The organism is Paenibacillus sp. FSL L8-0340 (genome assembly GCF_038593145.1).
In the GTDB taxonomy this organism is placed as follows: Bacteria; Bacillota; Bacilli; order Paenibacillales; family Paenibacillaceae; genus Paenibacillus_AQ.
Genome location: NZ_CP151967.1, coordinates 1,871,522 through 1,894,142 on the forward strand (window position 1 = coordinate 1,871,522; position 22,621 = coordinate 1,894,142).

The 22,621-nt window shown below is 50.0% G+C and carries 11 protein-coding genes; 9 read left to right on the plus strand and 2 right to left on the minus strand.

All coding sequences use genetic code 11. The annotated features are described in order from the left end of the window. Positions 1–36: 36 nt before the first annotated feature. Together NST07_RS08515 and NST07_RS08520 are read right to left on the minus strand one after the other, a co-directional pair. Entirely contained in the window at positions 37–897 is an 861-nt protein-coding gene (locus tag NST07_RS08515) for an AraC family transcriptional regulator (protein ID WP_342481367.1), read from the minus strand. Between the two features lie 192 nt (positions 898–1,089). Then, on the minus strand, positions 1,090–2,220 hold the full coding sequence (locus NST07_RS08520; protein ID WP_342481368.1) for a glycoside hydrolase family 88 protein: 1,131 nt from the start codon (positions 2,218–2,220) through the stop codon (positions 1,090–1,092). A gap of 260 nt (positions 2,221–2,480) precedes the next feature. Between NST07_RS08520 and NST07_RS08525 the strand changes: the two genes are divergently transcribed. The 9 genes from NST07_RS08525 to NST07_RS08565 all read left to right on the plus strand — a co-directional run bounded on the left by NST07_RS08525 (position 2,481) and on the right by NST07_RS08565 (position 22,614). Then, positions 2,481–6,437: an endo-1,4-beta-xylanase gene (locus NST07_RS08525; RefSeq protein WP_342481369.1), complete on the plus strand. Its 3,957-nt coding sequence runs from the start codon at positions 2,481–2,483 to the stop codon at positions 6,435–6,437. A 151-nt stretch (positions 6,438–6,588) separates the two neighbouring features. After that, positions 6,589–8,217, plus strand: coding sequence for an S-layer homology domain-containing protein (locus tag NST07_RS08530; RefSeq protein WP_342481370.1), 1,629 nt, complete (start codon positions 6,589–6,591; stop codon positions 8,215–8,217). Between the two features lie 127 nt (positions 8,218–8,344). Next, positions 8,345–9,388, plus strand: a complete 1,044-nt coding sequence (locus NST07_RS08535) for a LacI family DNA-binding transcriptional regulator (protein WP_341091102.1) — start codon at positions 8,345–8,347, stop codon at positions 9,386–9,388. A 49-nt stretch (positions 9,389–9,437) separates the two neighbouring features. Then, a complete protein-coding gene (locus NST07_RS08540; RefSeq protein ID WP_342481371.1) occupies positions 9,438–11,882 on the plus strand; it encodes a hypothetical protein in 2,445 nt (814 codons plus the stop codon). 175 nt (positions 11,883–12,057) lie between these two features. Beyond that, positions 12,058–13,467, plus strand: coding sequence for an extracellular solute-binding protein (locus tag NST07_RS08545; RefSeq protein WP_342481372.1), 1,410 nt, complete (start codon positions 12,058–12,060; stop codon positions 13,465–13,467). Positions 13,468–13,501: 34 nt separating this feature from the next. After that, the gene (locus tag NST07_RS08550; RefSeq protein WP_052091926.1) at positions 13,502–14,479 is read left to right on the plus strand and encodes a sugar ABC transporter permease; all 978 of its coding nucleotides are present in this window, start codon (positions 13,502–13,504) and stop codon (positions 14,477–14,479) included. Next, entirely contained in the window at positions 14,479–15,357 is an 879-nt protein-coding gene (locus NST07_RS08555; RefSeq protein ID WP_076113582.1) for a carbohydrate ABC transporter permease, read from the plus strand. Before NST07_RS08550 ends, NST07_RS08555 begins: the two co-directional genes overlap by 1 nt. Before the next feature lie 20 nt (positions 15,358–15,377). Beyond that, a complete protein-coding gene (locus tag NST07_RS08560) occupies positions 15,378–21,791 on the plus strand; it encodes an S-layer homology domain-containing protein (RefSeq protein WP_342481373.1) in 6,414 nt (2,137 codons plus the stop codon). Between the two features lie 544 nt (positions 21,792–22,335). Beyond that, positions 22,336–22,614 (plus strand): hypothetical protein, encoded by a 279-nt coding sequence (locus NST07_RS08565; protein ID WP_341091108.1) that lies wholly within the window; start codon positions 22,336–22,338, stop codon positions 22,612–22,614. The last annotated feature ends 7 nt before the right edge of the window (positions 22,615–22,621 follow it).

A 22,621-nucleotide genomic window follows, 5' to 3' on the forward strand; every position in this document is an offset into this window, starting at 1 on the left:
TATTATGAGATTGGTGATCCAGCCTATGATAGGGATTCAGCGGATGCTTTTTCTATATTGGTCCGGTGAAATTCCTTTGATCTTTTTGAACATCTGGCTGAAGTATGACGGGGAAAGATCGCCCACCTCCACAGCAATCTCCTGAATGGAATTACCGGTATTGGCCAACAGTATGCAAGCCTCTCTGACACGCCGCTGAATCAAGTATTCGGACAGGGTGATGCCGGCATATTGCTTGAACAAATGTGAAATGTGGTAAGGCGACAGATGCAAACTGGCAGCCAGCGTTTCGAGGCTGAAGGGCTGCTTGTAATGCTCGTCCAGCCAGTCGGTAATCCGTTCGACATGTGAGCCTCCACGCGACTGGATGGGATTGTCTTCGGTTTGGACATCGGACACTTGTTTTTGAAGCAAACGCATCAGCTGAAGCATCAGGAATCCGGTATCTTCTTCTTTGTTTGCGGCAGAATCATTTACGGAATGATGTAACTCCTCCAGCAAATCCAGAATCGGGGTATTATTCATGGCATAGAAAACCGGTCTCTGCAGAGTGCCCTTCCACATGTTCCGGAAAAACTTCTCCAGGAAAGGAAAAGCGGTAAGATAATGCTCCAGAAAACTGGGGTCAAAGGTCAGATTGGTCCGAATATAAGAACGGTTGGGGGCCGGAGGAACCATCACTTGGTGCAACTGATAGGGCTGGAACCAAACCAGCGTGTGATCCTGAATGGGGTAGGTCTGATTCTCCACCATGATTTCTCCATGACCGTTATATATGTACAGTATCTCAATTCCCCTATGCGCGTGAAACCAATGGGATTCCTCATCTTCATATTTATACTTGTACATCAGTAGACCGGGTTCAAGCCCTTTGGGCGTATGATCGTTCCTGTTCATGAAACGCTCCCTTGCAACCATTTTTAATTACAGTATAAATAGCAGGCGATGAAAAATAAAATAGTTTAATAGAAACGCCATCAATCCATACAGCACATCAAACCGGCAGAGCTCCGATGGGGAGCCTGCCGGTTTGCAATTTCATATACAGGTGTAAGGTTGATTCATCCTATACCCTTGCCCATATTCACTTTAACGTTCGTACCAATATCCCGGTATTCCTTGCTCCAGCCGCATCAGCGCTTCCAGGAAAAAATAGTCGCCCCAAATCATGAAATCATCGGGAGACGATTTTCCCCTGACGGAATAGGAACCATGCCTCAGAAAACCCTCCTCAGTCTGACTGCCGGCAGTGAAATAGCGGTTCACCAGGGAAGCTATAGATTTGTGGACCGCTTCGTCAAGGAATGCCCGCTCCGGATCATCTTCCGGCAAGTGTTCAAGCAGCTCAAGGATACCGCACACAAAGATAGCGGAAGCCGAGCTGTCGCGGGGTGTGTCCTGCTCTTGCGGAGCATCGAAATCCCAGTACGCAACATGATCCTCCGGGAGCTGCTCCAGAAAATAACGGGCAAGCCGTTTTGAGGTATCCAGGAAATAAGGTTCTTTGAGATGGCGGTAAGCTAAGGCAAAGCCATACACCCCCCACGCCTGTCCCCGCGTCCAAGTGGAACCGTCTTGGAAACCCTGTTCTGTTCCTCCGCGGATAGCATTTCCCGTTACCTGATCAAAATAAAAAGTATGGTAGGAAGAGTCATCTCCCCTCACCAGGAACCGGCGGCTTTTCTCAGCCTGCATGCTGGCACAGTCGGCATAGCTGCGGTCCCCGGTCTGTTGAGTAGCCCAATAGAGCAGGGGGAGATTCATCAGGCAGTCAATGATAATCCGGCCCCCATTGGCATCATCGCCTTCCGGTCCCCAGGCTTGAAACAGCTGCGGGGCAGACCGCCAGCGCTTCATCAGAATATCAGCAGCCTGCAGCGCCAGCAGACGGGAGTCTTCATCCTTATCGACAATCCAGCGGGCCTTCGCGGACAACGAATATAAAAAGCCGATGTCATGATGATCGAGTCCCTGTTTAGCCTCCAAGCGTTTTTTGAGAGAGTCCACACTTTTGATGGCTGCAGCATGAATCTCCGGGTCCTTGCTGTATTCGTAGCTCAGCCATAATATCCCGGACCAGAATCCTTCCGTCCAGCTGGTATGGTCAGTTAAATGATATTTGCCGTCCCCAAGACTTACGATGGGAAATTGGTCTCCGAAGCGCTTGATGTTAAGGCGGGTGGTGGCCAACGTTTGTTCAATCGCCGATTTCCAGTTCATAATAACCTCCATAGTATCGCTCAATTGTTCTTATGTTTATTATAAGCCAATCATTTTGTTGATTTGTTGTGCAAGTTCTTAGGTAAGTTGCGGATTAAGCGCAATTCAAATGATATATAAAAAGCACGGTACAATCTTTAATTTAGAGTAAGACGCACTTTTTGCATTATGCTACGATTTGGGGTGAGAAAGGGGGCGGCTTTCCATATTTGTAAGCGCTTAACTTGTCTAACCCAAATTCATACAGAGGAGTGTAACGCATGAGTAAAATGATTAAACAGGTCTTCTCGTTAGTACTGGCGGCGAGTCTGCTTATTCCGTTAGGCTGTCTTGCTCCGGTTGCGCAAGCTGCAACACCGAAACTGGAAGTCACGAAAACGGTTTATCATGAAACCTTTGCGGCTGGTGCAGGCAAAGCTGTTCAATCGGGAGGTGCCAGCCTGACGGCTGTCACCGGCAAGTCTTTTGCAGGCAATGCAGACGGAGCGGCATTATACGTAAGCAACAGAGTAAACAACTGGGACGCGGCTGATTTCAAATTCAGCGACCTCGGACTGGAAAACGGAAAAACCTACACGGTGACTTCAATTGTTTATGTGGATGCAAATGTGAATCTGCCCACCGGCGCTAATGCTGCACTTCAAACTGTGAACAGCTATGGAAATTATGCGGAAGTGAATTTTGAAGCGGGCAAAGCCGTTACTCTGACTAAGGAATTTACCGTCGATACAAGCACAGATCAGGCCTTGCGTATGAACTCCAACAAAGCAGGAGCCGAGGTTTCTTTCTATATCGGAGACCTTCTCATCACCGAGAAAGTCACTTCGGACGGTGGAGAAGGACCGCCCAGAGAACCGGCCTTACCATTCACTGCCATCACCTTTGAGGATCAGACTACCGGCGGTTTTGGAGGCAGAGCCGGGACTGAGAAGCTGACTCTTACAGATACAGAGAATCATACCGGGGGTGGTTCCTTTGCCTTGAAAGTAGAGGGCAGAACAGCTACGTGGCATGGGCCGTCCTTGCGAGTGGAGAAGTATGTGGACCAGGGCAGCGAATATAACATTTCGGCCTGGGTCAAGCTGATCGAACCCGCAAGCTCGCAGCTGCAGCTGTCCACGCAGACCGGGAATGGAAGCAGCGCGAATTATGTAGCTCTTTCCCCCAAAACAATCAGTGCCAGCGACGGTTGGGTTAAATTTGAGGGAAGCTACCGCTATAACAGTGTGGGCGGCGAATATTTAACCATCTATGTCGAGAGCGCCAATAACGCAGCAGCATCTTTCTATATCGACGACATCCATTTTGAGAAAACAAGCACAGGTCCAATCGCCATACAAAAGGACCTGATTCCTGTAAAGACTGCCTATCAAAATGATTTTTTGATCGGCAACGCGATAACAGCCGAGGATCTGGAAGGTGTACGGCTGGAGTTGCTTAAAATGCATCACAATGCCGCTACCGCAGGAAACGCGATGAAACCGGATGCGCTGCAGCCGGCAAAGGGTAATTTTACCTTTGACGCTGCGGATTCCATGGTTGCTAAGGTACGGGCTGAAGGGATGTTGATGCATGGGCATGTGCTGGTATGGCATCAGCAATCTCCCGTGTGGATGAATACGACAAAGGATGCTGAAGGTAATAGCCTTCCCTTGGGGCGGGACGAAGCGCTCGCAAATCTGCAGACCCATATTAAAACGGTCGTGGAACATTTCGGTGATAAGGTGATCTCTTGGGATGTCGTGAACGAAGCGATGAGCGATAATCCGGGTAATCCGGCAGATTGGGAAACCTCGCTGCGTCACTCCCCTTGGAAGAGTGCCATTGGCGCAGATTATGTGGAGCAGGCCTTCCTGGCGGCAAGAGAAGTGCTGGACCAACATCCAGATTGGAATATCAAGCTGTACTACAACGATTACAACGAAGATAACCAGAATAAAGCGGCAGCCATTTATAACATGGTCAAAGCCATCAATGATAGGTATGCGCTTACACATCCGGGAAAACATCTCATCGACGGCGTCGGCATGCAGGGGCACTACAGTGTCAACACCAATCCTGAAAACGTAAAGCTGTCACTGGAGAAGTTTATTTCCTTAGGCGTAGAAGTAAGCATCACCGAGCTTGATATTCAGGCTGGGAGCAACAATCAGCTTTCCGGGAAGCTTGCGAATGCCCAGGGCTATTTATACGCGCAATTGATGGAGCTCTTCAAAACTCACGCCGCAAATATAAAGCGTGTTACCTTCTGGGGCTTGGACGACCATACGAGCTGGCGAGCTTCTGCTAATCCGTTATTATTCGATAAGAACCTGCAGGCCAAGCCGGCTTACTACGGGGTTATCAACCCCGGTAAATTTATGGAGGAGCATAAACCTGATTCTACCGGCGCAAACCAATCGACCGCTGTTTATGCTTCACCTGTAGTTGACGGGACGGTTGATGCTGTCTGGAGCAAGGCGGCGGAGTTGCCGGTGAATCGGTACCAGATCGCATGGCAGGGCGCGGCCGGAGTGGCCAAAACCCTCTGGGATGATCAAAATCTGTATGTTTTGATTCAGGTCAGCGACGCGCAGCTGGACAAGAGCAGTAAGAACGTATGGGAACAGGATTCCGTCGAAATCTTCCTGGATGAAAACAATGGGAAGACGACGTTCTATCAAGACGATGACGGACAGTTCAGAGTCAATTTTGATAACGGGACTTCCTTCAATCCGGCTGGGATCGCTGGCGGATTCGAATCATCGACCAAGGTTACCGGAACCAACTACACAGTTGAAGTAAAGATTCCGTTTAAAAAAATCTCAGCAAGCAACGACAAAAAGATCGGTTTCGACGTACAGATTAATGACGCCAAAGACGGGGCCCGGCAAAGTGTTGCCGCATGGAATGATACAACCGGCAATGGTTATCAGGACACCTCCGTTTACGGTGTGCTTACGCTTACGGGTAAACCCGGCCAATCGAACGAGGGCGGCAACAGCAACAATAACAACAGTAATAACAGTAACAGTAGCAACGGATCAATTCCGCAGGCAGGAAACGTTGAGAGCAAAGATGGCGTGGTGACGATCAAACCGGAAGTGAAGACCGAAAGCGGAGGGGCGAAGGCAGCGATTTCGGGCGATCACCTGAAAAAAGCCCTTGAGCAAGCTACTCCGGCAGCATATGGACGGAAACAGATCATAGTCGAAGTGCCGAAGCAAGCAAACGTCTCCTCATATGAAGTGCAGTTGCCTACTCAAAGCTTGAAGAGTCAGGAAAACTATGTACTTTTGATAAAAACAGACTTAGCAGCTATCGAGGTTCCGAGCAATATGCTGTCCAGTGCTACAGTAAATACTGACACCGTGTCCATCCGTGTAAATCAGGCCTCAATAAACAATTTGAATACGGTAGCCCGTGATAGGATTGGCAATCGTCCGGTAATGGAGCTGAACGTTATAGCTGGCGGCCAGGCAGTGGCATGGAACAACCCGAATGCGCCTGTAAAGGTAACCGTTCCTTACAAGCCGACAGTGGAAGAGCTGGGCCACACGGATTTGCTCGTCGTTTGGTACCGTGCAGCCAATGGCAGCATGATATCTATCCCGAACGGCCGTTATGACGCCGCAAGCGGAGCACTTGTGTTCCAAACGACTTATTTTGGCACCTACGCGGCTGCGTATAACCCTATGAGCTTCGAGGATATGGAGAACCTGTCTTGGGCAAAGCAGGCTGTTGCTGCCATGGCTGCCCGGGATATCGTCAAAGGAACCTCAAAGACCAGCTTCTCCCCGGAGACAGCGATGAATAGAGCAGACTTCACCGCGCTTCTTGTGCGAGCCCTTGAATTGAAGGGTACAGATCAGGATAGTACTGCCTTCAGCGATGTCCAGAAAGATGCTGATTATAGAAATGAACTTGCCATTGCGAAGCAATTAGGCATCGTTACTGGCTATGAAGGCAACATGTTCAAGCCATACAGTGAGCTTTCCCGCCAGGATATGATGGTGGTCGCTTACCGCGCACTGGCGGCAGCCGGCAAAAAGGCCAGTGGCAGCGCATCTTTGGAAACCTATCAGGATGCAGACCGGATTGCTGATTATGCCAGAGACAGCCTGGCAGCTCTGGTGAAATTGGGAATTGTCAGCGGCAAAGACGGCAAGCTTGCACCGGACGATACACTCACCCGCGCTGAAGCGGCAGTTATTGTGTATCGCATTTGGAATTTGTAATCTGTATTTACAGCTTTTAACCTAAACAGCCAGCCGCCGGGGAATTTCCGGTGACTGGCTGTTTTTTTGCTGTGATTTACCAGTATTTCATCAATGAATAAAGATTCTATCTTTGATACAATTCTAAAATTGAAGTCATAGGAGGAATCTCGTGAAGGCCATATTAGGTAGATTCATCATAGCCGCCGCCGCCGTCATTTGCTCGATAAGCATGTTTTGTCAGCATATATTGGCCGATGGACGGCTGCCTTTTGATGATATAAACACAAGCTATGCCCAAAAAGAGATCATAGATTTATATAATAAAAAGCTTATTACAGGAACCTCGTTGACGAGTTTCTCACCAGCAAAGTCTATGACCAGAGCAGAATTTATTACTGTGCTGGAACGTTTGCTAAAGCTTGATCCAGTGGCTAGTCCAGTAACCGCTTTTACAGATGTTGTAATGAATGAATGGTATTACGGTCCAATTCAGGCGGCTGTTCAGCTGAACCTGGCAAGTGGAACCTCGGAGACTACCTTTGCACCAAAGAGAGCAGTTACAAGACAAGAGGCAGCTGTTTGGATGGCTGGTGCATTGCAACAAACGAACGGCAAAACCGCTAATCTGACAGCATATAAGGATAGTGATCATATTGCTGCTTGGGCTGGTAATTCTGTTGCCGCCGTTAGTAAGCTAGGATTAATGAAGGGCGATGAAACAGGATATTTTCGTCCAGCGGATGCAATTACCAGGCAGGAAGCAACTGTACTTATTTATCGGGTGCTGCAAAATAAAAGCTGGGCCGCAGAGCTTGAGAACGAGCCGCAAAAACAGATTGTTATCGGCTGGCAGTATGGACAAACAACCGCAGAGTATAAGAGCACTATTCTGAAATCGAATGTGAACATCTTGTCTCCACGGTGGTATTTTGTAGGGGGAACTGGGATTGTAACGGATTCAACGGAAATCCCGCTTGTTTCGTGGGCAAAGACGAAGGACAAAGAAATTTGGGCGATGGTCGGTAACCGGTCCGATCAAGAAGCTACTCATCTAATGTTATCTAGCATAACAGCAAGGAATACTGTAATAACCCAATTAGCAGCGATAGTAAGTAAATATGGCCTTGATGGGCTAAATATAGATTTTGAGAATGTAAAGGCAACGGACCGGAAATATTTGACAGCTTTTATTACCTTATTAGCAGAAAGATTGCATGGCGTTAATGCTACGCTGTCTATAGATGTATCGCCTGATCTTGGTACGGATTGGACGGAGGCATTTGACTACGCTGCGCTTGGCAAACAAGTGGATTATGTAGTAATGATGGGCTACGATGAGCATTACGGTGGAAGTGTCAATCCAGGCTCTAATGCTTCGCTTCCCTATATCACAAACGCACTCGAAACCTTGCTAAAGGTTGTATCAAATGACAAGGTCATATTGGCACTGCCATTTTATAACCGGGACTGGATGTTAAAGCAAAATGGAACAGTTTTATCCTCCGGATTCATTACGTTCACTGAGCAAAATCAGAGGATCAATACCTATTCGATGAAACCGCTATGGAATGAATCATTGGCTCAATATGTTGCCGGCTATACGAACAATGCTATGCAACACATGATTTGGATTGAGGACGGGCGCTCTTTAATTGCCAAATATCATTTTGCTGTTACTAAAAATTTAGCGGGAGTGGCCTACTGGTACATAGGCGGGGAAAGTCCAGATATTTGGACAAGCCTGAGTAATGCGGAGCAATATTACAGTTATTCCTTCTTAACCAATAAAACCCCTTGATTCATTAAGGGGTTTAGCTTGACGGAAAACTCTTGCCTACTGATAGTTTCTTATGGTATATTTTAGGTGTCACTTAACAATCTAAACGTTTAACAAGACGTTAGCGGCATAGAATAGGAGAATTACAATGAGTAAAACCAGTATTAAGCATATCGCTGCTAAAGCCAATGTTTCGATTGCTACAGTCTCCTATGTGCTTAATGGTACCCGCAATGTCCGTCCAGAAACGCGTCAGCGAGTCGTTGAAGCGATTGAGGAGCTGAATTACAAACCCAACGATATTGCCAAGAGTCTCAAGCTCAACCGTACGAATACGATCGGTGTTATCGCGGAGGATGTGACGGTGTTTAATGCACCCGAGATTATCGATGGTATCAATGATTTTGGCGATCGGCATGATCTGCATATTTTACTGGTTAACCTTCGTCTAAATAAACGTATCGGCCGTAATTTTGCTGATATAGAGGCATACCGGAAGTACGCTGCCAATGCTGTGTCCGAGCTGCTCAGCAAGCAGGTGGACGGGATTATCTATATCGGTGTACATACCCGTGACCTAACCGGACTAATCGATGCAGATGACAAACCTATTGTATATACCTACGGTTATACACGGGACGACATTTCCATACATTATAACGACGAACAGGCTTCTTATGAGGCCATGTCCCATCTGGTCGCGAAGGGTCACAGCAGAATCGCGGTCATTAGCGGGCTGATGGATTCCATTCCGTCCAGACAACGGCTGAACGGTTATTATCGGGCGATTACCGACTTTGAACTGCCCTTTGATCCTTTATTGATCAAGATGGGGGACTGGGAGCGGGAATCCGGATATGTCCTGACCGGCGAGCTGTTATCTCTGCCGGAGCCGCCGACGGCTATCCTCTCTATGAATGATGTTATGGTGGTAGGGGTATTACAGGCAGCCGATGAAAGAGGCGTTAAGGTTCCGGAGGACTTGTCGGTGATTGGCTTCGATAACCGGGAATTCAGTGATTATCTGCGCCCGCGGATTACGACGATGGAACTTCCGCTGCACGAGATGGGCTATCAGGCCATAGAGAGCTTGTACAATGTGATCAATGGGAACGAGTCGGCGCCACTGATTATGCCGGAATGCCGGTTAATCGAGCGTGACTCTGTAGCTGCTGTAAACGATGTGAGATAAAGCCGATGTCTCACATCATATTTTTTTCATTTATCTAAACGTTTAGATTATGAGGCAGGACGCGAAAGAGGTGATGGCGATGACGTTTCTCAGCAATGCAAAATACAGAATGGAGCTTAGCGCCCGGGGAGCCATGCAGTCCCTGGTTATGCAGGAAGATCCCGCCGTAATGAACTGGGTGGTTGATCCCGTTTATCTGCAACAGGCAGGATATGAAGACGAGGATAAGCTGTTCGGGGAATGGACGCTCGAACTGAATGGGAAGATCATACGCAGTGTGGATCTTAAGCCGATTGTGATCCAGGAGGGAGAGCATCGTGCTGCTGTTGAGTTTGATGTTTTTCCGGTAACGATCCGCTTCGTGTATACACTGGAGGAGGAACGCTTCAGGTGGAGTATCGAATTGTCCAACCGCTCCGCACAAGCTGTACGGATTAACGGGCTGCATGTATGGTTCTCGCTGGCCTATATCATGTTCAGGGATGAGAACGTGCTGCGCAATATGGGTGAATCGTGTGCAGTGTTCACTCATCTGGGCGGAGACTTCACCAAGTTCGCCGCTATCAGGCGCAGCAATGAGGCGCCACACTTGGGTATTTATCAGACTGGAGGCAGAACAGTCACGGCAGGCTCCTATTGCCGTTATAGTAACCGCTTTCTTGAGCAGGTATCACCTTCGTTGGACGGCTTGCTGTATCATCGGCTGTCGCTGGTGGAGGATGGAGCTTCAATGCCCGCCTCAGCAGCTGCGGATTGGATCTATGGTAACGCTTACCATGCACTGGATCTGGAGCCCGGGCAGACTTCCAGCTGGGAGTATGTATTCCTCCCTTGCCAGGATCAGGATGATTTCTACCGCCAGGGAGCTGCGTTTGGCCACCCGCACTGGAGCTATACGCCTGTGCTGACGCAGGGCGGAATCTTCCAGGCTGAGGTTGGGATAACGCAGGAACAGTCTATACGTGAAATCCGCCTATTCAGCGCTCCACCTGGAACGGAGGAGATCCGCCGCGAAGACATTACAGATCAGGCGATTCCGGTAAAAGGAGAGAATGGCAGGTACACACTTACGCTGCTTCGTCCGGCGCCTGGTGAGCACAAGCTTGAGCTGGTGTTTGAAGACGGACGCAGCGACATCCTGGTGTGGAACGTGCTGGAGCCGATCGACATTATGCTGGAGAAACGGGCAGAATGGCTGGTAGCCCATAGCTATGGAAGCGCAGATGGAGTCGGACGCCCCTACGCTTTCCGTCCCTTGTCCAATCAGGGAGAATCACTTGGCAAGCTGACCTTCCTTCTGATGAAGAACAGCATGTCGGCGGCAGTGCCGGAGCAGGTTGAGAAGGCCGAGGCTGCTGCAGTGCTGGATATGAAGCTCCATTGGTTCGAGGATGGCGATTTCACTCGGCCGCGCCCCTTGTATGGAGGGTTCTACCGGATTTATGATCTGGATTATATTGCGCATGTTTTCTACCTGCTGTCGAGAATGGATGCTGCGCTGCTGAGGCTGCATCCGCCACGGCTTTATCTGGAGTGGGCTGCCGAAGTGATATGCCTGCGTCTGAACCCGGACTGCCATTCCAGGCAGCGAGAGAAGGATGAGGCGGGGCTGAACGGCATTTTCACCCTATATATTCAAGACTTGCTGCAGGCACTTGAGGAAGAGGGACTTGTGGAATGGCAGGAGCAATTACAGCAGTTATGGGAGCAGTTCGGCCGGAATCTGCAGACAGAAGTACAGCAATACGGCGGGGCAATTACGGAACACTTCTATGATAACGCAGGGTTTGGCCCTACCTGTGAAACGCTGTGCCATCTTGGGAATCTGGACGAAGCGGAACGCTACGGACAGCTGATTCTGGCGAACATCGGGTTCAGTAATGACTACAGGGTCCAGAACCCGGACCGCTGGTGGGAAGCCCTGTCTTCCATGATCCATTCCTTATGGGGGGGATTAGTATCCGGCTCGGCGCGGGTTGCCTACGAGCATTTGGGCAATCCCGAATATTTGGAGGCAGCTTACCGTTCTACAATGGCCGTGTTCAATTGTTATGACTGGAATGTGCGCTCCACTCCGCGCCGCTTGCAGCCGGGAGAGGCGGCCTCAACTTACAGTGTGGCTGCACCTAATCTGAATATGCCGGAGCTATCGAGGAACAGGTTCGGACAGTCGGTATTTGTAGCAAGCAGTGATCCGTTATTCGCCTCGCTGTTCTCCACTGTATCCGGAGATGATTGGGACATGGGTGAAGAGCTGGTTGCCTACTTATTGGGCTTTGGGACAACCGCCTACCTCTATAGAGACAGCAGCGGCAAGCTGCGTTGTGTTAACGGTTATGTTACCGAAGAGGCGGACGGCTGGACAATTACGAGCTATGCGGCGTACCCTTCCAGATACCTGCTGCTTGAAGACAAGGTGGGTTTCCGCTCCGGGCAAGGCCAGCTGCAGCGCCAAGTAAGACTTCAAGGCGGCGTCTTCAGCGCTTGTCCATAATCGCCGGCAGAAGCGGCAGAATGGGACAGGCTACCTAACGGACAAACCCGTGAAGCTTTTAGATTAAACGTTTAACTTTGTATAATCGAAATAAATATAAGTGAACTTGGAAAATCGACATTAGGTCTCACAAGTTCATTCTATATAGATTTAAAAGAAAAGGGAGGCAACAAACATGAAGTTTGGTAAACGCACTCTGGTTCTATCACTGGCATTAACAATGGTCTTCGCTTCGCTGGCCGGCTGTTCGGGGAAAGGAGAGAAAAACACGGGCAACAATGCCGCCAAAGCCACAGAAAAAGCCGCGAATGATAAGGGAGGCACGTCCGGCAAGGATATTACGCTTGAACTATTGTATTGGGGCGATGACGCGCAGAAGAAGCTGGTGGAAGAGGCTGCAGAGAAATATACAGCAGACACCGGAGTTAAGATCAATGCGCAAGTGCTGCCGGCTGACGGAACCTTTGATACTTTCATTCAGACCCGCCTAGCCTCCGATCAACTGCCGGATATCAGCTACATGGGCGAGGGGGATATTCAGAAGTACAATGAAATGGGCATTCTCGAGGACATTAGTGACCTGCTTGCCGATGGTTCAATACCTGAGAAATTGGCAGCGATTACAATCCATTCTCCGCAGCAAAAAGTTATCGGTGTCGGCCTCTCCAACCAACTGGAGCTGCTGTACTACAGTAAAGCAAAGTTCGATGCTGCGGGCATCGCCTATCCGCCATCCAAGGTTGAGGATGCCTGGGATTGGGACACCTTCGTGAGCAATGCCAAGAAGCTGACCACTGATACCAAAGGCAAAACGGCCGCAGATGAGGGGTTCAACGCTTCATTGACAGAGAATTACGGCATCGGGTTTACCGCAGGACGTGAGTTCCATCACTTCTGGGCAGCCAATGCGAACGGAGGCGGTATTGTATCCCCGGACGGCAAGGAGTTTCTGTGGGATTCGCCCAAATCGGTTGAGGGTATCCAGAAGCTGGCCGATCTTATCAACAAGGACAAGGTAGCCTCGCCCTTCAATTATTCATGGACTACCGGCGCCGGTTCGGTCATTGATGCGCTGAGCGGCGGCTATGCGATGGCGGTCAGCGGCTCGTGGGATTTGGCTAACATCAAAGGCAACGATGATATCGGTGTCGGTGTGTTGCCAAAGATGGAGCAAGCCGTAACGATGAACGCAGGTGCTCCACTGGTAGTTTACAATACCTCCAAGCATATTGAGGAAGCCAAGAAATTCTACGCTTACATGGTGAACCCGGAGAATGCCCTGGATCTGCTCAAGAGCGGAGCATGGCTGCCTAACCAAGCCGACTGGTATACCGACCCTGCCCTCATTGAGAAATGGACTGCCGATCTTCCGGCAAGTGCCAAAGAAACGATTCTCAGTTATTCCACAACCAAGGATTCCATTGCACAGTGGCCTGCTTATTATGTTCCGGCTTATCTTAAGATGAATACGGAATACGAGAAATCCATCGACAAGGCGCTGACCGGTCAGAAGAGCGTCAAGGACATCTACGATGAGATTATGCCAACGATTAAGAAACTGTGGGAAAGCGGAAAGGTTTCGTAATTAAAGCTTATTTTCAAAGAGAGGGCTATGGCTTATGAATCCAGAGAGCAAGACCGGCACGGCACCCAACTATGTTAAAAAGCCTGCCAAAGGCGCCACCAAGGAAGCGGTCGCCGGATATTTATTTGCAGCACCCGCGATTATCGGCTTTTTGGTGCTGACCCTGTATCCGATGTTGGCCAGCTTGTTCTACAGCTTTCACAAAATCACGGTGATGAGCGGCGGGCAGGTGATGGAATGGATCGGGCTGGACAACTTCAGATATATTTTCAGCAATCCAAGCTCCGAGTTCAAAAAATCAATCACGGTCACCCTGATTTACGCCTTTATCAACGTAGCGCTTGTTATTGCCTTCTGTCTGCTGGTCGCGCTATTGCTGAACCGCAAGTTTCTCGGCAGAAATATGCTGCGGGCGGTCTTCTTCCTGCCCTCGGTCATTCCGATGCTGGCGACCACGATTGTCTGGCAGATGCTGCTGCAGAATCAGGCCAAGGGCGGTTTGGTCAACTGGCTGCTGCTGCAGCTGGGCATAGCGCCTTTAGACTTCCTGACAGACCCGGTGCGGATCTTCGAGACGTTGTTTATTATGAGCTTGTGGACATGCGGGGGCACGATTGTTGTCTTCATTGCTACCTTGCAGGACGTTCCCGGTGAACTGCTGGAGGCGATCGAGATGGACGGGGGCAATGCCTGGCACAAGTTCCAGAAGGTCACCTACCCGACGATCAAGCCAGTACTCTTTTTCCAATTGATTATGTGCATGATGACCTCTATCCAGATTTATACCCAGAGTGTGGTGTTATCCAGAAACGGTGCACCGGACCGGATGACTTATTTCATCAATGTTATGATTTATGATCATTCCTTTGTGCAGGTGGGGATGCGCGGGCTGGCGTCTGCTGAGGCTTGGGTCGTCTTCCTGATCACATTGGTCATTACGGTTATTCTGTTCTATTTCCAGGGCGCGCTCAAGAAGGATGATTCGATGGGCAAAAGAAAGCGGGTGAGATAATGGCTGTATCTGCGACTGTAAAATATTCAAGTCTTAAGAGAGCAAAGAACAAAACAAAAGCGGTGAACGTCATACTCATCCTACTCTCCTGCCTGCTCGCTTTGGTATTCGCCTTTCCGCTTTATTGGCTGCTGCGCGGCGCATTCGTTAACCATTCAGAGATTCTGGCGCGCCCGCCAGTATTTATCCCCAGTGAGCCGGGCTTTGATAATTTCCGGCTGGGGCTTGAGCGCATCCAGTTTCTGCGGCAGCTCTGGAACTCAGTCTCGATTGTGGTGCCTTATGTAATCGGAACAGTGCTGACCACAAGTTTTGCCGGTTATGCTTTTGCCAAGCTGCGGTTCCCGCTGCGCGGGATGTGGTTCGTGCTCGTAATCAGCACCATGATGCTGCCAAGCGCTGTAACCCTGCTGCCGCAATATTCCCTGTATACCTCCTTGGGGCTGGCCGGCAAGCCAGCACTTATTATTCCCGCATTTTTCTGCGCAGGCGGCAATGCATACTTTGTCTTTTTGCTCCGGCAATTTTTCACGACCATTCCGCTTGAACTCAGTGAAGCGGCTAAGATTGACGGTGCGGGTTATTTCCGTATTTACTCCCGCATCATGCTGCCGCTCATTCGTCCGGCCATGATTGTTGTGGCCCTGTTCAGCTTCATCAACTGCTGGAATGAATTTTTCTATACGATGATTTATTTGAAGACGGAAGCGGATTATACGCTGCCAATGGGTCTGTATATTGTGAACGGAATGCGCATTCCGAATTATGAACAGGTTATGGCGCTCGCTCTGGTCGTTACGGCTCCCTGCCTGGTGTTCTTCCTGATTGGCAACAAATATTTTGTGGAAGGTATTGCGTTGACAGGAATCAAGGGATAAAAAGGAGGAGACAACAAGTTATGAGAAAGACTAAGCGGTCAGGGAAGGCTTGTGTGGCAGTGCTTTGCGCTGCCGTAGTCCTAAATGGCGCGATCGTCCCGGCATCGGCGAATTATACGACAGATTTCGATCATAAGGGTGTAGGAACCGATTACGGGAAACCGGAGTGGAAGGCGGGGAACATCACTACCCCGGAAGGAATTGATTTCAGCAAAGCTACCGTCGGGGAAATGATGCAGACGATTGAGGATTTTGACTTTGATGCCTTTAAGAAAGATAATGCCGATTTGCCCTGGCTGGATTCATTGCTCGTGAACGAAGGCGTGATTCCTGATGATAATGGGAATGATGATGCCAGCGCTAATACATTGTTCAGCCGGGGCAGCGCCCTGTACATGAAGACACAGGACAACTCGAAGCTGGGTTTTGCCGGGAGCGTGTATTATGCGGATACGTTGAACCAGGATGTTATGTATACGCTCTCTCTTTCGACGGGAGAGGTTACGGAGGATCAGTCTGCCCGGAAAAATTATCCCAGCCACGAGAACCAAACCTACCGTAGCGGGGAACTGGAGATTAACCAGCGCAAATTTATTTCGAATGATAACAGTGCAGTAACACTGCTGGAATTCAAGAATCCCACGGCAAGCGACATCCAGTTGACACTGAAGGTCAAATCTCCGTTTGTTTCCAGGGCAGAGGGGGATGAGTTGATCGGTGACCGGGTAGCGGCTCCGCTGATGATCGGGAAGTCCGGCCAGAAAGTTGTGAAAGCGATGTCATATGTGGATGTTCATCTTAGCGGAACCGGACTTACTCCTGCCGGGAATGAGCTGGTCAGAGAGATTACCGTTCCTGCGGGTGGGACGCTTGACCAGAAGGTGGTTATGGGCTGGCTCGCGGATGAAATTCCCGGCTCCAAAACGCAGTATGAGGAGTTCAAGTCTGCGGCCGGCAACAATGAGGCCTTTTCCACCCAGGTGAAGGAGTACAATGAATGGTGGGCGGATAATATCCCGTATATTGATGTCCCTGATGAAAATGTGAAAAAAGTGCTCTATTACCGTTGGTGGTGTAACCGCTTTAATATCCTGGATGCCAACATTCCCGGCAATGACTGGCAGTTCCCGATGAATATGGAGGGTGTGCTTGGCTACAACAACGGCATCACCGTCAGTGTGCCGTGGGCGCTGCAGGATCTGAAGTGGCTCCGCGATCCGTCCTATGCCTATGGGACCTGGCTGGCGCAGGGCGAATATTCCGAGAACAAGAATTACAAGAACAACCCCGGACGGCCCAATATCTGGACCTGGGATATGATGCAGAACAGCTCGCAGGTAGGCTGGGAAGCGTACAAAATCTATGGTGGCGGTTCGGAAATCCTGAAGAAATTCGCTGATTTCTCAGCCAATGACGTGACCGGCACACTGGCTCATTTCAAGGGCAATGATCCGAATCTCGTCTATTATAACCACGGCCCGATGACTGGAAATGACGGTGACACCGTCTCCATGCACTGGAACGGCAACGGCAACAATGCCCGTCTGGACGGCTCTGCGACTACTTATGGCAATGCAGTGGCCACAGCCCAAATGTATAAGCAGCTGGGGGATACGGCGAATGAGACCCGGATGAATGAAACTGCCGGGAAGATTCAGAGTACGATTTTGAACGATATGTGGTTTGACGGTAAGGACTTTGACGGAGACGGCAAAGCAGATACGAACGGCGAAGGCAGCTTTTTGCATAAAAAGGTTGTCGGTAAAGAGGATGTGTTCAACCCGTGGCGCGATAACAACATGTTCGTCTTCAACTTCGGCGTTGTGCCTACAGAAGGACAGGAGGGCTTTCAGGCTAAATATTTGACCCAGCTGACCGATTACGCTGATCCTGATTATTATCCGATCTTTCCGTTCTTCACAGCGGATCAGAACAGCATTATGAAACGGGTGGAGGATTTCAAGAATGGCAAGACGGATGCCTTCGGCACCGACCAGTTCGCCTGGTGCAACTTCGGCAACTACATTAATACTGTCCGTGCTTCCTTACGCCATTACCCTGTGGACAATATTAACAGTGATACTTACAAAACGTTGTTCGACTGGGGTGCATGGCTGCATACGGTGGAGACGGGCAATACGGATCACCTCGATTCCAATGAATTCTTCTGGCTGGAGGACTATTTCTTCGGAACGCCGTGGACAAAGGAGAATCCTCCGAACCCGAGCGGCAAAATGGTGCGGGCTTGGATTCACCACGATACGCTGGGCATGATGAATTACACCGTACTGGAGGATATGGCAGGTCTTCAGCCGAGAACGGACGACAAGATCGAGCTGTGGCCGATCAATGTCGAATATGACCATTTTGCGGTAGACAATGTGCGGTATCATGATGCGGATCTGTCGATCGTCTGGCAGGACCCTAAGGTATATACCGGGGACAAAAAATTGCCTTATCAAGACATTCCGTCCGGCTTCTCGCTGTTCATTAACGGTGAGCTTGTGATGACCACGAATGAAATGTCACATCTTATTTATGATACGGCGACTGGCAAGGTGGAAATGCCTAAGGGTGATGTTGCCGGAGCGGTTGGTGACAATTCTAAGACGCAAGTGTTGTTTGAAAAAAGCAGCGCTACCCCTCTAGCCAAGGCTGATGATACTTCACTGGCAACGAATGCAAAAACGGTGGATATGTTCAACAAGGCAGGCGTTGATATTGTCAATAGCGGCGAGAATCTGGCCGCTGCTGCCGGAACGACGATCGAATCGACGTATATCGAGAGCGGTTCAAGCATTAAAAGCTTGGCGGACGGCTCGACGATAGCTTCCATTGACCACACGTCCAACACGGCTCTGTTCGGTGGTTCGCCGAATCCTGCCGATACGGTCACGTTTAATTTTGACGCCGCCAAGCCCGTAGATAATGTGAAGGTCTATTTCTACAATAACCGTCTCCTGGATGGCTACGGTACACCGCAGACGTTTGGTGTCGAGTATCTGGAGGCGGACGGCATAACCTGGAGCCCGGTGAAAGGGCAATTCCGATACCCGGATGTTGTGGCTTCCAACTATAACAATGTGGAGTTCGAGAAAGTTAATACGACAGCGATTCGTGTCAGTGTGACCCATGCACTCGAACTTGCAACAGGGATCAAAGAAATTCAAATCTACAATAACGGACTGACGGTTACGCCAGCAGTAAATCAGGCACCGAAGGTAACGGTAGATACCCCGGTACGGGTGCAGCAGGATGAACTTCTGGCTGTGGTTCCCCAAATTTACGATGACGGTCTGCCCGGCGGCAAGCTGACCTATCAATGGGAGAAAATATCCGGTGATGGCGAGGTCGAAGAGGGTGCGCTCGATCAGGCTGTTTTGAAAGCCACCTTCAAGACTGTAGGTGAATATAAGTATCAGTTGACCGTCAGCGATGGAGACAAGCAAACGGTCGTAGAAGTTCCTGTGTCCGTGTTCATAGCAACGGCTGAACTGGCCGATATGGTTGCGAAATTCGCAGACCGGGATTCGGCGCAAGGGAAAATTGTCCGGAATTCCGGCGACTTCACACCGGAATCCTGGCAGCAACTGCAGACCGCATTAACTGCGGCTAAAACATTACTGAGCAAAGGAAACTACACTCTGGATGAAGTGAAGGCTACTACCGACCAATTGCGTATAGCCTTTAGTACTCTCGGCTACAGAAATGCGGCGCTGCTGGCTGTGCCGAGCGCTTCATACACCTCGGCCTGGGAGTCGGTATATGCGGTTAACGATGGATATATTCCGCTTTTCTCTACTGGTTTAGGTGATAATACAATAGAAACACAGTACGGCAACTGGGGCGGATCAGGGGACAATCAATGGCTGCAATATACCTGGAAGCAGAAGGTAAGCCTCTCCGGCAGCTCGATATATTTCTTCGATGACGGCGGCGGCGTGCAGGTGCCAGCTGATTACAGCCTTGACTATTGGGATGAGGCAGCCGGTAAATTTGTCCCTGTCACCAACCTGAGTGAGAAGGGCAAGGAGAAGGATAAGTTTAACGATGTAACCTTTGATAAGGTGGAAACGGATAAGCTGCGGCTGACGCTGGTTAAACAATCTGCGAGTGTTTTCACGGGAGTCAAGGAATGGCGCGCGATCTCGGCCAAGCCGGAGGGAGAAACGCCCGATCCGGGCACATTCGGCAAAATTGTAAGCATAGAGCAGGTTGCCGTAAATACGACGATAGGGGTAGTTCCTGCACTGCCGTCCAAAGTATTGGTAACTTATGCGAATGGGAATAAGGGCATGGCAGATGTGCAGTGGGAGGACATTCCGCTTAACAAGCTTACGATTGCTACAGACTTCATGATTTCCGGCAAGGTAGCCGGAACAGAGCTATCAGCAAGCTGCCGTATATTTGTGAAGTATGACAAGACAAGATTGAAGACTGCTATTGATACGGCCGCAGATCCGGCGGTGAATGAAGAGAACTATACCGCTGCGCCGGGGCAGTGGGAGACGCTGCATGCTGCACTTGCAACGGCTCAAGCTGTGTACGAGAACGGGGCTTCGACCGAAGGTGACATTAATGCTGCTTATACAGCTTTAAAAGCGGCCTTTGAAGCGCTGCAGCCGGTGGAAGGCCGCAATGCGCTGATCAGCGGAATCACGATTCCCGGCGGCGTTGTCGATCAGGTAGCGAAAGAAATCATCGTGCCGGAGACGACTACGCTGACGGAATTGAAGGAAGGGCTGCAAGTTCCGGCAGGCGTAACCTTTGCCGTATATGGAAGTGACGGCATAACCGTTGCAACGGAGCTCCAGACCGGATACAAGGTCACCGTAACGGCTGCGGACAAAACGACGAACCGGACGTATACACTGACGTTGGCTTTCGTAACTCCGCCGGTGATCACGACCGGTCTGGAGGCGAAGCTGAAGGAAGTGCTGGAGCTGGAACAGGGGCTGTATACACCGGACAGCTGGACGGCGCTCCAGAAGGCTGTAGCCGCTGCGGCTGCGCTGCTGGAGAGCGGAACGGCTGACCAGGCGGGAATCGACGCCGCGTTAAGCAGGCTTGCGGCAGCGGTTGCCGGTCTGCAGCGGCTTCCGGCGGCAACGCCATCAGCATCGCCGCTGCCTTCGGCGACACCGGCACCTACGCCGGGAACTCCGGCGTCCGGGTCCGAGACTTATGTCCCGACGCCGAAGCCTTCGCCAAGCGCGGCGCCGACAGCAGCACCTGCTGCCGTAAGCATAGGCAGCATTGTGCTGCAACCGGTGGCCGGAGCTGACGGAACGGTCAAGGCAGTGCTGACAGCCGGGAATATTGAAGCTGCAGCCAAGGGAATAACAGATGGCAGGTTGACAGTATCCATTAAAGCGGCGGCAGGCATGAAGCAGCTGTCAGTTGAGCTTCCATTGCAAGCGCTCATGGCGGCACAAGGTGTGCACACAGTCAAGATTGAGACTGGAGTGGCGGACATTCTATTGAACGAGAGTTTCCTGAAAGTCTATGCCGACGGGAAGAGTAATAAGCTGGAGATTTCTGTCAGCGCTATAGATCCGGCAGGCTTACCGCTGCAGGCAAGCGCGCTGCTGGGAGTGAACATGCTCAGCAATTTCGGTCTGAGTGTTGACGGGACTGCTGTTCGGGCCTCCGTACTAAAGGCGAAGGGCGTCAAGCTCGCACTGCCGTACACGTTGAAGCCGGGTGAGAACCCTAACAGGGTAGTGGCCTATTATCTCAATGATAAGCGCGAGCTGGAAATTGTGAAGAGCGGTAAATACAACGCCGCTGCCGGGACACTGGAATTCAATCTCAACCGGAGCGGAAGTTACGCAACACACTACTCGAATGTTTCATTTAAGGATATTGCAACTGCAGCCTGGGCAGTGGACAGCATCGAAGCACTCGCGGCCAGAGGAGCGATCCAAGGAACAAATGCGGATAACTTTAATCCCTCAAGCAACGTCACCCGTGCAGAGTTCATCAAGATCCTGATGAATGCGTTCGACCTGGTTGATGAGTCAGTCGTAAGCACATTTACAGATGTGAAGCAGGGGGCCTGGTATGCCGGAGCGGTTGCCAGCGCCCAGAAGCTGGGCATTGTTAAGGGGAAGCCGGACGGCACCTTCGGTCTGAATGAGGAGATTACCCGTGAGGAAATGGCCGTCATGCTGCATCGTCTGACACAGCTTGCAAACGTTTCGTTGAGCGGTGCGGCGAATGCCGGTGTCAATGCTAATACCAGTAACAATGCTGCCCCTGTGTCATTTTCTGATCTTGATCAAGTATCATCCTACGCGGCTGATGCCGTGGAAGACATGAGCAAGAGCGGAGTGATTGGCGGAATGCCGGACGGCAAGTTTGCGCCGGACAGCCAGGCCACAAGAGCTGAAGCAGCAACGGTTATCTTCAGGCTGCTTGGGCAAGCTCAATAACGGGCATGGGGTTTAATCCATAACGTAGTTGCTAGAATACGAGGACTCAAGCATCCAATGAACTATGAACTAAAACTCGAAGTCGGGTAGTTTCCCCCTACCCATAATTTGGTAAAGCAAAGCAGCCAATGACAAAAAGACAGGCCAGCGATTCTCCAGTAACGGGAGAATCGCTGGTCTGTTATCTTTTTATGGTCTCTTTTTAATAACAGGACTGTCCCGTTTCTCGAAAAACACTTATGCGACAGCCCGCTTTAGCCTATATGTATGGTCGAGACGACAGGATTTGAACCTGCGACCTCTTGCTCCCGAAGTATGGAGCGGGGGTCTTTTGGTGTGTTATGGGGTCTTGTATAGTGTTAACCAGAGTAAAAATAAAGCATATATTGCTGCTGAGAACTAAGATGTGTTATTCAGTATTATCGGCGTTACTACATATTTACTACATGTACTACATTGGGATTATCAGTCTTTTGCTATATCATGACGTTGTATCCGTGTATCCGAATTCAGGGTATAATATTGAACAAAGGAGTTGATGAGCATGTATCTGGAATTAAAGGATAAGAGCGGTAAAGTGTATCGTTCTTTTATGAATGACCGTCAGAAGCCTGTAATTGTAATCAATGACACAGAATATGAAGTGTTCGAATTAATCCAGTCTCAGGACAACTCAGATGCTCTTTCGGCTGCGCAAATTGCTGAGCTTGATGCTGATCCTGAAATTGCAGAAATGATCCAAGAGTCCAAACGGGATATTATGCATGGTTCAATAATTTCTTCTAAGCAAATGATCGATATGATAAGAAACAGAGAACTATGATGCAGGT